At 49.7% G+C, this 13,829-nt stretch carries 12 protein-coding genes and 1 riboswitch; of the genes, 6 read left to right on the top strand and 6 right to left on the bottom strand.

What is annotated here, in order from left to right; genetic code table 11:
- Positions 1-120: 120 nt before the first annotated feature.
- The 5 genes from L696_RS0108255 to L696_RS0108235 form a co-directional block, all read right to left on the bottom strand.
- Positions 121-969 carry a TatD family hydrolase gene (locus L696_RS0108255; protein WP_025683229.1) on the bottom strand — a complete coding sequence of 283 codons (849 nt, stop codon included), beginning with the start codon at positions 967-969 and terminating at the stop codon, positions 121-123.
- Positions 966-1,922, bottom strand: a complete 957-nt coding sequence (locus L696_RS0108250; protein WP_025683228.1) for an ABC transporter ATP-binding protein — start codon at positions 1,920-1,922, stop codon at positions 966-968. Before L696_RS0108250 ends, L696_RS0108255 begins: the two co-directional genes overlap by 4 nt.
- A gap of 64 nt (positions 1,923-1,986) precedes the next feature.
- Entirely contained in the window at positions 1,987-2,763 is a 777-nt protein-coding gene (locus L696_RS0108245) for an ABC transporter permease (RefSeq protein ID WP_025683227.1), read from the bottom strand.
- Positions 2,760-3,053: an MTH1187 family thiamine-binding protein gene (locus tag L696_RS0108240; protein WP_025683226.1), complete on the bottom strand. Its 294-nt coding sequence runs from the start codon at positions 3,051-3,053 to the stop codon at positions 2,760-2,762. Before L696_RS0108240 ends, L696_RS0108245 begins: the two co-directional genes overlap by 4 nt.
- A gap of 252 nt (positions 3,054-3,305) precedes the next feature.
- A complete protein-coding gene (locus L696_RS0108235) occupies positions 3,306-4,352 on the bottom strand; it encodes an ABC transporter substrate-binding protein (RefSeq protein ID WP_025683225.1) in 1,047 nt (348 codons plus the stop codon).
- 200 nt (positions 4,353-4,552) lie between these two features.
- Positions 4,553-4,662, bottom strand: a riboswitch (TPP riboswitch).
- A 204-nt stretch (positions 4,663-4,866) separates the two neighbouring features.
- On the opposite strand from L696_RS0108235, the gene L696_RS0108230 reads away from it, so the two are divergent.
- From L696_RS0108230 to L696_RS0108205, 6 genes are all read left to right on the top strand, one after another.
- Positions 4,867-5,301: a pyridoxamine 5'-phosphate oxidase family protein gene (locus L696_RS0108230; RefSeq protein WP_025683224.1), complete on the top strand. Its 435-nt coding sequence runs from the start codon at positions 4,867-4,869 to the stop codon at positions 5,299-5,301.
- 221 nt (positions 5,302-5,522) lie between these two features.
- Positions 5,523-7,628, top strand: a complete 2,106-nt coding sequence (locus L696_RS0108225; protein ID WP_025683223.1) for a bifunctional 2',3'-cyclic-nucleotide 2'-phosphodiesterase/3'-nucleotidase — start codon at positions 5,523-5,525, stop codon at positions 7,626-7,628.
- A 262-nt stretch (positions 7,629-7,890) separates the two neighbouring features.
- Positions 7,891-8,952 (top strand): EAL domain-containing protein, encoded by a 1,062-nt coding sequence (locus L696_RS0108220; protein ID WP_025683222.1) that lies wholly within the window; start codon positions 7,891-7,893, stop codon positions 8,950-8,952.
- 398 nt (positions 8,953-9,350) lie between these two features.
- The gene (locus L696_RS0108215; RefSeq protein WP_025683221.1) at positions 9,351-10,361 is read left to right on the top strand and encodes a zinc-dependent alcohol dehydrogenase family protein; all 1,011 of its coding nucleotides are present in this window, start codon (positions 9,351-9,353) and stop codon (positions 10,359-10,361) included.
- A 31-nt stretch (positions 10,362-10,392) separates the two neighbouring features.
- A complete protein-coding gene (locus L696_RS0108210) occupies positions 10,393-11,550 on the top strand; it encodes an SMP-30/gluconolactonase/LRE family protein (protein WP_025683220.1) in 1,158 nt (385 codons plus the stop codon).
- A 17-nt stretch (positions 11,551-11,567) separates the two neighbouring features.
- Positions 11,568-12,356, top strand: coding sequence for an SDR family oxidoreductase (locus L696_RS0108205; RefSeq protein ID WP_025683219.1), 789 nt, complete (start codon positions 11,568-11,570; stop codon positions 12,354-12,356).
- 300 nt (positions 12,357-12,656) lie between these two features.
- Here L696_RS0108205 and L696_RS0108200 read toward each other — a convergent pair whose 3' ends face one another.
- Positions 12,657-13,748 (bottom strand): hypothetical protein, encoded by a 1,092-nt coding sequence (locus L696_RS0108200; RefSeq protein WP_025683218.1) that lies wholly within the window; start codon positions 13,746-13,748, stop codon positions 12,657-12,659.
- Between the last annotated feature and the right edge of the window lie 81 nt (positions 13,749-13,829).

Genomic DNA, 13,829 nt, shown 5'->3' with positions numbered 1-13,829 from the left:
TATGTTTGAAAAATACAAAGAACCTCCTTTTTGCGCATGATGAAGTCCGCGTAATAGGAGGTTCTTTGCTTTTGTTGTAAGCTGGCTTGTATATCTTTTCAGGGAATAGCTGATATGGCTTTAGAAAGCAGACAGTGCGTAAAAGCGTTTCGTATTGTCATAAAATAATTGCCGAACGGCAGTTTCATCTTGACCTGTCAGCCTGCTATACGCGCGAATGACTTCGGCGGTCATGCGTGGATGGGTCTGTTGTTCGGCAAAAGGCCCTTCAAAGGGCCAAGGGCCGTCCGTTTCTGCCATCACCTGACCGGATGGATACCGTGTTGCCAAACTTCGGATTTCGTCCTCATACAAGAGATCCGGTGTAAAGGAGACATAATAGTCGTTACGGGCCATGCGTTCAGTCGTGGCGGCAGAGCCTTTAAACCAATGGAAATGCGCCTGCGTGACGCCGTGGCGTTCCAGTAAGTCGCAGGCAATGTCCGCGTCCTCGTAAACAGCATGCAGCACAATCGGCTTGTTATGCTTTCCCGCAAATCGGACAAAACGTTCCAGCAGTTCTATGTAAGGAGCAAGGTCAAAGGAAACGCCTCTCTCCAAGGCTTCCAGCCGATTATAGTAGGGCAAGCCAACTTCGCCTACGGCAACCATATGCTCTACATGCTTGTCCATCCAGTCGAACAACAGATCAAGCTCAGCTTGCGATGGAAGAGGCTGTTCGGGATGAAAGCCGAAGGCGGGTCGTACCAGCCCGGGAAAACGCTCAGACAAGCGCAAATTGGCCCGGCTGGAGGCAAGATGCATGGACACGGCTATGACGGCTTCGACGCTGCTATCAGCAAGCGAAGCGAGCAATAGCTCCTGCTGCTCAGGCGGATAGCTATCCACATGAATATGCGCGTCGATGAGCGGCGCGGGTGCTGCCGATGGTGTTCTCACGTCCAGTTTCATGTTCTTCAAGTCATTCATAACGGCTTTACCTCGTCACCTGAAGCATCCTCACGGACGCCTTCAGGGTTGCCCGTGTCGCCTTCCAGTCTGTGCTTTTCCTCGCGCATCCAGCCTGTCATTTTTCGCTTCCATTCGATAAAGCGCGGGTCGAGGGTGATTTCTTCCCTGCGAGGACGGGGGAAGGGAACGTCTACGACATGTATCACCGAAGCAGGTCGTGCCGACAGTACGTAGATGCGGTCGGAGAGCAGCAACGCTTCCTCAATGCTGTGGGTAATGAACAGCACGGAGCGGCGGTTCTTTTCCCACATCCGCAGGAGCCATTGCTGCATGTCTCCACGCGTCAGCGCATCCAGTGCGCTGAACGGCTCATCCAGCAGCATCAGCTCTTGCGGACTGAGTAGCGCGCGCAGGAAAGCCGCCCGCTGCTGCATGCCGCCAGAGAGCGTATGCGGATACGCCTTTGCGAATGGGCCAAGCCCGACCTGCTCCAGCCATTGCAGGGCATCCTCACGGCGTTCGCGTTCGCTGGCGTGGCGGGGCTGCGCCGCTGTATCTTTACGCGGCGCGTTTTGCTGCCCGAGCAGCACATTGTCCAGCGTGGTACGCCACGGAAAAAGCGCGGGCTGCTGTGGCATATAGCTGATATGCCCACGCTCACCGGTCACGTCCTGTCCGTGCATACGGATGTGTCCTTGCTGGGGCTTAAGCAGCCCGCCGATGATGTGAAACAGCGTACTTTTGCCGCTGCCCGACGGACCGATCAGGGAGACGAATTCCCCGGGTTTGACGGTCAGGGATACATCCTGCAATACGGGGAGCAAGCTTCGCTTTTCACGGAAGGCCAGGCTGATGCCGTCCAGTTCCAGAGCTGGAGGAGTGGAGGAACGCTCCTGCGGCTCCCCGATCCCTTGGACTTGTTGTTCATCAGCCATATTTTGCGGTGATAAGTCAGCCGGATGCAGACTCATACGCACCACGTCCTTTCTTTGGTATCCTGCGGTTCCAGCGTATTCTGGTCATATCATTTGGAAGCTATTCCTGATCGGGTTTCCAGCGTACCAGCCATTTTTCCAGCAATAGAATAGCTACGAACATTAGCAAACTGAGTGTAACAATGATGCCAATGGCGGCAAAAATCAGATCCGTGCGGTAGGCCGATTTTTGCAGATTCATATAATATCCAATTCCTTCACTGGCTCCGATCCATTCCGCAATGATTGCGCCCATCACGCTGTAGGTGGCAGCAATCTTGATGCCCGAAAACACTTGTGGCAGGGAATGTGGTAACTCCAGCTTCATAAAAATAGCCATGCGGCCTGCGCCCGACATGCGCATATAGCTCATCATCGTGCGGTCCGTCCGTGTCAGCCCGTCCATGGCCGCTACAGCCACGGGGAAAAAGCAGACCAGTGTAATCACCATCAGCTTGGGCAACACGCCAAAACCAAACCACACCATCAGCAACGGGCCGAGAGCGATGGTCGGAATGTTTTGACTAAGAATGAGCAGCGGGTACAGAGCCGATTTGAGAAAAGGGATGGTATGAAGAACGATAGCGATCAATAGCCCTGTCGCTGTACCGATAGCAAATCCTGCCAGCGTTAAGCGAACGGTAGCCCAGGTATGGGCACCAAGCAGCGCCGACTGGGCCATTCCTTCCTGCACGATCAGGGACGGAGCAGGCAGTATCCATGATTCCACATGCCAATAGGAAACCGCTCCCTGCCAGGCCGCTAAAAAGAATAGGACCGCCACAAGGGGCGGCCATACGCTTTTCCACCAGGATGCGTTTTTGCCTTTCGGGTTCATGGGCGATATTTCTCGGTCAGCTTATCCATGCTGATACCCTGCGGGTTATGTGCGATTTTGATCTGTGAAATGACACTTGGACTGCCCGCTTTTGTCAGTGCCTCGTGCATGTCCTTAACCACTTTCAGCAGCTCATCCAGCTCACCTTCCATGGTCGTGTCCAATGGGTTCACCTGATGTTTGACACCAGAGCGCTGAATAACTTCAATCGCCTTATCTACATATGCATAAGAGTCCTCGTTATTTGGGGTTTTAGGAATCACTTGAATACTGAGCAGTGTGTTAGCCATGTGAATTCACCTGTCCTTTATTTGGAGTGTTTTTAGGGAAATATGGTGGTTTAAGGCGGGTGAGACCGCTCCGCGTTTCATTTGATCTTACGATCGCTGTTGCCGCGGGATTCTTTGAATAAATTTAAAAGGTAAGAATCCCACGGCAAAGGCGAGCGCTTCGCTTCTCCAGATTCAAATGAACCGCTACGCTGCCAACCGCGTTAAAAGCAACATATTTTTGGGTTTTATTGGTGTGGCATTTTTCCAAGATCAACGCTTGGGCAGGAAGTCGTTGGTGAAGGCTTTATCGACTTCCAAGGGTTTGCTGAGCAGCTTGCGCTCGTACATCCAGTCGGAGTAGTTTTTCCATACCTCCGCTTTTTGTACGCCCCATTGGGTGGCATCGTCCTGATAACGCGGGCTTAGCCATTTTTGGCTGGCGAGTACCAGCTTTTTATCCAGCTCCGGAACCGCTTTGATCAAGATATCTGCGGCTTCTTCCGGGTGAGCGATGGTATATTCATAGCCTTGGGCGGTCGCGTCCATAAAGGCCTTGACCAGCTTGGGATCATTTTTAATGGTCTGTTCGTTGCTCACGATGACAGGTGTATAGTAATCCAGGCTTTCGGAATAATCTTTTACATACAGCATATCCAGTGGCTCACCCCGTAGTTGGGCTTCAATCCCGGTCCATGCGTAGAAAATCCAGGCAAAGTCGATATCCCGCTTCACGGCTGTAAAATAATCGGCATTGCCCATGTTGATGATCTTCACCTTGCTTACATCACCTTTGTCTGCGTCCATGATGGATTTCATGACCGCTTCTTCTACGGGCGAACCCCAGCCGCCATAGGTTTTACCTTCAAAATCCTTCGGGCTCTTAATCCCGCGGTCAACCGGGGCTGCGAAGCCTGATGTATTATGCTGAATGACCGCAGCGATGGATACGAGCGGTACCCCTTGCGTACGAGCCTGTGTGACGCCCTCCTGATAGCTGATACCAAAAGGTACAGCATTGGAAGCAACCATTTGATCGGCTCCGCCCGAACCGGGCTGAACGATCTGGACATTCAAGCCTGCTTTTTCGTAAAATCCTTTGTCCTTGGCGACATAGAGGCCCGTATGATTCGTATTTGGCGTCCAGTCGAGCACGACTTTAACGTCCTGGAGTCCCTTGGTCGGGGAGGTCGCTTGGGTGTCGGCGGCAGGAGCCGCGCCTTGTGGTGCAGAGGGGGAGCTTCCGCCGCATGCGGTCAGAGTCAGGGCCATGAGCCACAGACTGATCAGCCCCAGGCTTAATATTTTCATGCGCTTCATCGTTGTGTTCTCTCCTTTTATTACCCGTAATCCGTCGGATCAGACAGCTTATGTTTCCCATTTCACAAAAATAACCTCTGCCATACGCTATCTGTTCCAACAACATCATCTTCAACAAAAAAGCGCCCCGATGTTCCGGGACGCTTGCGCTTGTATATACCAAAGTAAGGGATGGCCCGCCGTAATAAGAAAAGAAAGGGCGTATCTTGCTTAAGCATTCCTACGCTGGCATTACCCAGATCAGGTTGTAAGGGTCAGTGTCTTGGGACACACTCTCAGCCGGCCGATTCCAGCACCCCTGGCATTGTATAGTCGAATGGGTTATTCAATTCGGGTTTACTACGACGATTATATGCCTAGAAGGCGGGTCTGTCCAGCATTGGGGAAGAAGTGACGGTTCATTTGCCGTACGCTAGGGTACACTTTTACTGTGAGTTTTGTTCTGAAAATGACCATGATCTTGTCGGAAACCAATTCACAGGAATTCTAATTTACGAAAAGGAGTTGTTGTACCGTGGGTAAAACGGAAACATTGGATCGCAGCCAACTGGAACAAGCCATTGTAAAGGCTTTGGATAACAACAAATTTTGCTCGTTGGGTACGGTGGAGGGCGGCAAGCCGAAGGTGCGCTATATGGCTCTTTTTAACGAAGGGTTGAACATCCATCTGGCAACGGATCGTAAAACGCATAAGGTGGATGAGCTAAAGGACAATCCGAACGCTTATTTGCTGTTGGGTTATGAAGTGGGCGGTACGAAGGAAGTCGTAGAAGTTGAGGCTACCGTCCAGGTCACAGCGGATGAGGGACTGCGCAAGCAAGTGTGGAATGATTCGTTGAAGGAATGGTTTTCCGGCCCGGATGACCCCGATTATGTCATTCTGGATGTAAACCCGAATCGTATTGAGTATGTGGGTAAGCAAACTGGACGTCAGGTGTGGGAAAAATAGAATCGGATAGAATATGAGGAACCAGCAATTCTCCGAGTTATTTGGGAGGTTTGCTGGTTTTTATGTTCTCGGAAAATTAATTATTTTTTCATAAATAAATAGGGTAAATGACTACTCTTTTGTCCCGCGTTGGATTAAAATAGGAATGGTGGGTTCAAAGCTTACATATATGTGCAAAAGTATGTGTATGAGGCCTACATCTTAATGAGGAGGGATATATTTTGATATTTCATAAAAAATGGTTTAGAGGGCTTACAGCAGCAGTCGTTGCCTGTAGTATGCTGGTGTTTTCAGCCGCTCCGTCTTGGGCTGCCAGCGAATCCAAGGATAGCGCTACAGTGAATTTGCGGATCATGGAAACAACGGATATTCATGCGGCCTTGATGAATTACGATTACTATGCAGACAAGGAAACGAACGAATACGGCTTGGTTAGCACAGCCGGACTGATCCAGCAGGCGCGCAGCGAAACAAGAAATAGCCTGTTGTTCGATAACGGCGATTTGTTGCAGGGCAATCCACTGGGTGATTATATGGCCAGAAGCAAAACCTTCGAGAAAGAAGGCGGTGTCCATCCGGTCTACAAGATGATGAACTTGATGGACTATGATGCGGCTACGGTGGGGAACCATGAATTTAACTATGGTCTCGACTTTTTGGAAAGATCGCTCAAGGGAGCTGATTTCCCTTACGTAAATGCGAACGTATATTACGATGATGGGGGCCAAGGCACTAAAAATTATTTTACCCCTTATCGCATTCTGGATAAAGAAGTGACGGATGAAAAGGGTGAAGTTCATCCACTCAGAGTGGGCGTGATTGGCTTGGTAACACCACAAATTACGCAGTGGGATGAAAGTAATTTGAAGGGCAAAGTCGTTACCAAGGATATTGTGGAAACGGCGAAAAAGTTTATTCCACAAATGAAAACCGAGGGTGCTGACATTATTATTGTGCTGGCACACACAGGTTATGAGGATGTACCGCAAACTCCATTGATGGAGAATGCCGTTAAATATTTGAGCAAGGTGGACGGAATTAACGCTATTTTATTTGGACACGCGCATAAATCTTTCCCCGGCCCTGATTTTAAAGGAATGAGCGGTGTAGACCTGGATAAAGGAACCATTAATGGCGTACCGGCTGTAGAAGCTTCCTCATGGGGCAAGGAGCTAGGCATTATTGACCTGAGCCTTGAAAAGAAAAACCGCGTGTGGAATGTAACCAACTCTCAGTCGGAAGTGCGCCCGGTTGTGAATACTACCAATGCAGCGGTGCAACAGATCAAACCCGAATTCAAACTGACAGAGGCGGTCCAGGACGAACATAAAGGAACATTGGATTATGTTCGTCAACCGGTGGGAACAACGACTGCACCGATCAACAGTTATTTTGCATTAGTGCAGGATGACCCATCCATTCAGATTGTGACGAATGCACAAAAATGGTACGTACAGAACCATCTTAAAGGAACCGAATACGAAAATCTTCCCGTATTGTCGGCTGGCGCCCCATTCAAGGCTGGTGGTCGAAACGGTGCCGAGTATTATACCAGCATTCCTGAAGGCACGATAGCCATTAAAAACGTGTCCGATCTGTACGTGTATCCGAACACGGTTCAGGCCGTAGAAGTTACCGGTGCTGAAATTCAGGAATGGCTGGAATGGTCTGCGGGCCAGTTTAACCGTATCGATCCAAAGAAAACCGAGGAACAATCGCTGATTAACAAAGATTTCCCTACCTACAATTTTGATGTCATTGACGGTGTGAATTACCAGATTGATGTGACTCAGCCTGCACGATATGATGCCAAGGGAATCGTTATTGATCCTTCTGCTCATCGTATCAAGGATTTACAATACAACGGGAAAGCAATTGATCCTGCACAGAAATTTATCGTAGCGACCAACAACTATCGTGCTTCCTCATCCAAACTGGCAAATCCGGATGGCAAACGCATTGTGATGGCAGCACCGGACGAAAGCCGCCAGGTCGTTATTGATTACATCCGTACGAACGGAACGATTAATCCGGCTGCGGATGGCAACTGGTCTATTGCTCCTTTCGGTGAGGCTAAGATTACCTTCGAATCCTCGCCTGATGCCAAAGACGTGCTTGCCGGAAACCAGCAGATTTCATTCCTCGGCAGCGCGGCTGACGGCTTCGCGAAATATAGTCTTAAAGCTGGCGCGAAGCCCAATGCAGCAACGACACCTGTAAAGGAAACCGTGACTCCAGCGAAAGCAACAGCGAAGCCTGCCGTAAAAGCAACCAAACCTGCGGTGGTTAAACCAGCTAAAACAACCAAGCCAAAGGCTTCCAAATAAGTCTGTGTTTCTGGCTTTCATTTGAAATTAAAAAGGCAGTAAGTCTCTGTACCCAGAGACTTGCTGCTTTTTTGATTTTCTAGAATAACAGTAATTTAATTGGAAAATGGTTCAAAGGGCTTTATCTCTTGTCTAATATACACTTAAGTCCTAAGTTTAAAATGGAAACAAGCTTGTTTTTCATAATTTTATAGTACTTTTGTTCTAGTTATTTGTGATATAATGGTGAAAAAACCGGAAAATTGTTCCGAGGAGGACCATTATGACTTGCAGCAATTGCAGCATCATATTACCTATTAAGGACCAGGGATTGCTGAAAATCAGGCATTCCAGGGTGTCGCTTACTCAAGCGGTGGACAATTTGGGTATGCTGTCGGAACAAATAAAGCAGGAACAAGGGCGCGAGGACGGCGCTGCGTTTCGCTATCACAGTCCTTCGGAGCTGGAGCAATTGATGGACAGACTGGCTCTTCTGCCGAAGGAATGGTTGTTACATATGGAGGTTGTGGTGACCGGAACGTTTCATATCGAAGGGTATGAGGATTGGCTTCCATTCAGCCAACTGCAAGCCCGAATCAAGCATCCGAATGTCATGGACATTATTACGGATCAAAGCTTTTCCAGCCATATGCAGCCTATTGTCGACCACAAGCTGAATGTTATCGGGTTTGAATTTTTGTTGCGTCCGTCACATTCGGAGCGGCCTTTTCAGCCTTTTCGGCTGTTTGAAATTGCCCGTGAAGCTGGCTTGCATGCTCATCTGGATCGGTCAGCCCGTATTTCTGCGATTGAAAAAAGTGCAACATGCCTTCCTGCGGGAATCAAACGTTTTATTAATTTTCTTCCTTCCACTATTTATAAACCGGCCTATTGCTTGAATCATACCTTTGAGACGATTGATCGGTTGTCCATGAATACGGAGGATTTTGTGTTTGAGGTCGTAGAGACGGAAGAAATTGATGACCTGAATGTTTTGCATCATATTTTTGAACTATATCGCAAACGTGGAGTTTCAGTGGCACTGGACGATGTGGGGGCAGGTTATTCTACGACAGAGCTGATGAACTGTCTCCAGCCGGATTATGTCAAAATTGATCGCAGTTTAATTGATGGCTGTTATCTCAACAGTGATCAGAAGCGACAAATTACAGGGATCGTGGAATCGGCTTCTCGTTTTGGCGGCCAGGTACTGGCTGAAGGCGTTGAGCAGATGGAGGATTTTGAATTTTGTCGTGAAGCAGGTGTGTCCCTGGCGCAGGGTTATTTGTTTGGCAAGCCGGAGCCGAGTCCGCCCCCCAATTTTATGCTTAGTAGCGTAGTGTAGTCATGAGCACGTTTAAATCGACATAGTTTATAAAATTGGAGCTTAAATAAGGCTGTCGCATAAGCAAATTCCAATTCTATTGGACAGCGCTTATATCACCATTGATGTAAAAAAAACGCGAGTGCAGGGGTTATTTCACCCCTGCAACTCGCGTTTTTTGGTCATGCTTGCCCACCTGAGCAAGTTCTGGACAAGCGAAGCCACCCAGTCTCCAATTTTACTTGGTAAGGAACGATAAAAGCCCGGAAGCAGTCTACGACCGTTTTTATTTTTAAAGTAAAGATTGACGTTTTGAAGACAATTGGATACAGTGTATTACATGGGAAACATCGTTTCTTGAGTGATACACTGTATCCATACTAGGTAAAAAGTTTAACATTACAGGGAGGACAACCAAAATGAAAGCAGTGCAACTGAAAAACGGTTTTGGCTTTGAAGAGTTAACCTTGACGGAACTTGACATACCGGTGCCGGGACGGCTGGAAGTTCTGATCCGCATAAGGGCAGCGTCCCTAAATTACCGGGATTTGGTAGTTATCAACGGAGTAATGCCGATCGGCCTTCAATTTCCCTTCATTCCGTTATCCGATGGAGCAGGTGAAATTGTAGCTGTGGGCGAAGGGGTGACAAAATTTCAGGTTGGACAAAGGGTAGCGGCAAATTTACAACAGAAATTCATTGGCGGGAGCACGAGAGCGGAGGTCTTAAAGGACAGTCTGGGAGGCCCGCTCAGTGGAGTGGCGGCTGAATATATCGTTCTGCATGAAGAAGGGGTCGTCGCCATTCCGGATCACCTTTCTTGGGAGGAGGCTTCCACCTTGCCGATTGCGGCATTAACCGCATGGAGCATGCTGATGGAATCCGGCGGGCTGCGAGCGGGGGATACGGTGCTCTTGCAAGGAACAGGCGGTGTTTCCATCTTTGGGCTTCAATTCTCTCTGATGGCGGGAGCACGGGTAATTATCACATCGAGCAGCAATGACAAGCTGGAACGGGCAAAGGCTCTCGGCGCATGGCAGACAATCAACTATTCGGAAGTTCCCGAGTGGGGTAAGGTGGCTCTGGAGCTGACAGGCGGAGTCGACCATGTCCTGGATGTAGGGGGAGCGGCAACAATGGTGCAATCCATCAATGCACTTCGTACCGGAGGGACTGTGAGCATGGTCGGATTCTTATCGGGCTTGACCATTCCTGAGTTCGATGTCACCAGCATTTTGCAGAAGGCTGCGACGATTCGCGGCAGCCAAGTCGGTAACCGGGAACATTTCGAAAACATGAATCGTGCCATTTCCCGCCATCGTTTACATCCTGTCATCGACCGGGTATTCCCGCTCAGCCAAATCGGCGAAGCCTTCGCACTTTTGGCTGAAGGAAAACAGTATTTCGGTAAAATCGTCGTTCAAATATAAATATTATTCACATCACATAGGAGGCACTCTAATGCCCAGTAAACCTGATTTGTCTGTCAAAGATTCTCAAGGAAAAAAGAATAAGAAACCGCGTAAATGGGTACGCAGAACCGGATTATCGCTCCTGGCGGTAATCCTTCTGGGAGTGGTTATTTTTATGCTTATCCCTTCCCCTGTCCAGCCTGCAAAATGGCTTGCACCTTCGCCCCCCTCTTTTGAACAAGCGGGTCCATGGCAACAAAATAATAAACTCAGCTCCGCAGAGCTTGTAACAGATGCCCCTAAGTTTCCGGAATTTATCACCTTTGACAAGAAAGGAAATTTATATACGGGAGACTCCGACGGGAAAATTTATAAGGCTGCCTTTGATACAAAGGGCAATCCGCAAAAGGCCCAGCTATATGCAGATACCAAAGGAACGCCCAATGGACTTATGTTTGACGCAACTGGAAATCTGATCGTTACGGATGTTAAGAAGGGGCTGCTATCGGTAGATCCTTCCGGAAACGTGACGGTGTTGGCCGATCAAGTCGACGGCACACCGATCTATTTGGCCAACGAGCTGGATATTGCCAAAGATGGTACCATTTATTTTTCTGACACCTCCAATTATGGCAGTGTAGTCTTCAAAGAAATCGCCGAGAACAAGCCGCATGGACGTTTGCTGAAATATGATCCGGCGACCAAGCAGACGACAGTTCTGTTGGAAGGCCTTTATTTTGCGAACGGGGTTGCCTTGTCTGCGGACGAAGATTTTGTGCTTGTGGCAGAGTCGTATCACTACCAATTGACCCGATACTGGCTCAAAGGGCCGAAGAAGGGGACTTCGGATATTTTTGCGGATAATCTCGCCGGTTTTCCGGATAACATTACGCGTGATGATCAAGGCCATTTCTGGGTCGGTCTCTTCACGACACGTATTCCCTTTGTAGATCAGATGCATGGAAGCCCGTGGCTGGCTGGAATGATGGCCAAATTGCCTCAATCGCTGCTCAGCGGTGCAAGCGCACCTGTGAAGCATGGGCTTGCTGTGGAGCTTAATCCGCAGGGTAAACTCATCGGAAGCTGGCATGATCCTGAAGGCTCGGTTTATGGGGTAACCACGGTTGTAAACCATGACGGATATTTATATATAGGTACAGCTCCTGGAGGCAGCCAGGGTGTTCATCGCGTGCTTTTAACCAAATAAGCTTGGGAGGGTTTAACATGATATTGGATGAGTTGAAATTATCTTGGAAAGCGAAGGAAAGCCTGGCCGGGAAAGTAGCTTTGGTAACAGGCGCAAGTAGCGGCATTGGGGCATCGATTGCAAAAAAACTGGCAGAGCGAGGCGCGTATGTAGCTGTATTGGCACGCCGTCAGGAGCGATTGGACGAATTGGTTCGCGACTTGCACCAAGAGGAATTGTACGAGGTCATGGCAATACCTGCCGATATCCAAAAAGAGGAAGACGTACAGCAGGCGGTTCAAGCCATTCTTGAACGCTGGGGGCGGCTTGACATTATCGTCGCCAATGCCGGCTTCGGGTATCGAAGCCCACTGGCAGAAGTGGAACTGGAAAGATGGGAGGAGCTTTACAAGACGAATGTGCACGGTCTTGTCCTGACATTGAAGTACGGACTTCAGCCAATGAAGGAACAGGCCAAGGGGGATGTTGTCATTGTTTCCTCTATTGCAGCGAAGGAAGTGGTTGCCGGAGGAGGACTATACAGCGCTACCAAGTACGGCGCTAGCGCCATAGCCTCCGCATTGCGTTTGGAGACCAGTACGCAAGGAATTCGTGTAACTGCGATTCACCCCGGGGCGGTGGCGACGGAATTTTCGCAGGTGGCCGGATATCCCGAGCAGGAAATTCGGGCGTTTACTTCGAGCGTTTTGCCGCTGCATCCCGATGATGTTGCAGAAGCTGCCCTTTATGCACTAGAGCAGCCGGAGCATGTCAATATTCCAGAGTTGACCATTATGCCTTCGAGGCAGGTCCAGCGGTTCAAATAGAGCGATATTTATTCTGACACAAACCGAGTATGGTCATCGCCGATGCCGGTATGGCGGCGAAGAGGACTACGTGCCTTCGCTTGACCATAACCTGCTCAATTGGGTGAGCATGAACCAAAAAGCGCGAGCTACAGGGGGGAATAACCCTTGCACTCGCGCTTTTTTATATTAATGACGAAGCGTGACTGTCCAATAAAGTTTAAAACCAGCATTTTAGGACAGCTCCATTTACTATAGAGCAGACCATATCCTGTGAAAATTTTGGCCCCACGTTCGCTCATCCAGTCATCGTGAGCACAGCTATAGTGTAATAACGTACAGACCTAGCGGCGTAGTTGCACTGCCGGCGACCATGAAGCTGAGATCATAGCTGGATCTGCCGGGAGGGACGCTGATATCAGCCAATCGGCATACCTTGGTATTATCTCGTAGCAGAGGGATACCATATACACGATCATCCACACGCACAGACCCGGCGAACGCTCCGCCACGCGGATTGGCGTAGATGCGGACCGTACGTTCCTCGTCACCGTCGTTAACGATGGGAATCGTCGCGTTATAGATAACACCGAATTGTCCACGGTTATCAAGTGCAGGGCCCAGCTCGCTGCGGGCCCCGGTAAACAGCAGATCGGCGGGAGTCTCGCCGTCCAGTTTTTTGGTGGCACATGTCCGGTAGTTGGCACTTTGCCCGACCACGTATTCCGGCATCCGCGCGTTCGTTTCGGAAAAGGACCATGCACCGCGCGGATGCGCCTGCGGCGGCGGTACGGGTGGTAGCGGCTCCGCATGAATCCCGCGCAGGTCGGTCTGTGTATCCTTGCTGAGCACGGTGCGGATTACATAGTCCAGCGTACCGTGGCCTTCGGCATATTCTACGGTGAAGTCATAGGTGAATCCGGCAAGGGACCCCTCGGGAAGTTCGAATTCTTCCAGCAGCGCTGTGCCTTTGCCAAATTTATGACGGTCTACTGGCTTCAAGCGCTTCATCGTACCTGCCAGACAGCTTTTGGCAATCGACTGCCCGACATCCATAATCCAGTTCCCATCCTCAGGCGCAATCTCAAGAGCCCGCTCGATATGACGTACTTCCAGCGTAGCATCGCTTTTGTTCTCTATGGTGATGCCCAGTTTGACGGGTCCGCCGATTTTGTTGTAATGCCAGCCGAAAATGCGATGCTTGACCGTCCGGCTTGTCGTGCGCACCACATCATGCCACAGGGTAGCTTGCCGGGCAGGTACAGTCACGGGGGTGAGCGTCTCCGGATTATCGCTAAGCATCAGGCGGCGCTTCCCTCCTTCGGTGGCTGATTCCACATCCACATTGATATTCGGCGGGATCACAGCCGACTCCACAATCAGATCCTTTGGTTCTTTGGGCCGATAGTTCATGTGACTTCCTCCTTTGATTTAGAGAATGGGACCGCTTCTGTCGGTTCATAGATAGGACGGTTCATATATATAGGTAACGCC

Origin of the sequence: Paenibacillus maysiensis, assembly GCF_000520815.1 — a bacterium.
Classification (GTDB): domain Bacteria; phylum Bacillota; class Bacilli; order Paenibacillales; family Paenibacillaceae; genus Paenibacillus; species Paenibacillus maysiensis.
The sequence above is the reverse complement of the archived record's forward strand: the minus strand, read 5'-3'. Positions and strand labels throughout refer to the sequence as shown.

Bases quoted from the DNA above. Each gene is read 5' to 3' on its own strand.
- L696_RS0108200 (WP_025683218.1), bottom strand. From the start codon at position 13,748: ATGAACTATCGGCCCAAAGAACCAAAGGATCTGATTGTGGAGTCGGCT.
- L696_RS0108255 (WP_025683229.1), bottom strand. From the start codon at position 969: ATGAATGACTTGAAGAACATGAAACTGGACGTGAGAACACCATCGGCA.
- L696_RS0108220 (WP_025683222.1), top strand. From the start codon at position 7,891: ATGACTTGCAGCAATTGCAGCATCATATTACCTATTAAGGACCAGGGA.
- L696_RS0108235 (WP_025683225.1), bottom strand. From the start codon at position 4,352: ATGAAGCGCATGAAAATATTAAGCCTGGGGCTGATCAGTCTGTGGCTC.
- L696_RS0108245 (WP_025683227.1), bottom strand. From the start codon at position 2,763: ATGAACCCGAAAGGCAAAAACGCATCCTGGTGGAAAAGCGTATGGCCG.
- L696_RS0108250 (WP_025683228.1), bottom strand. From the start codon at position 1,922: ATGAGTCTGCATCCGGCTGACTTATCACCGCAAAATATGGCTGATGAA.
- L696_RS0108210 (WP_025683220.1), top strand. From the start codon at position 10,393: ATGCCCAGTAAACCTGATTTGTCTGTCAAAGATTCTCAAGGAAAAAAG.
- L696_RS0108240 (WP_025683226.1), bottom strand. From the start codon at position 3,053: ATGGCTAACACACTGCTCAGTATTCAAGTGATTCCTAAAACCCCAAAT.
- L696_RS0108205 (WP_025683219.1), top strand. From the start codon at position 11,568: ATGATATTGGATGAGTTGAAATTATCTTGGAAAGCGAAGGAAAGCCTG.
- L696_RS0108215 (WP_025683221.1), top strand. From the start codon at position 9,351: ATGAAAGCAGTGCAACTGAAAAACGGTTTTGGCTTTGAAGAGTTAACC.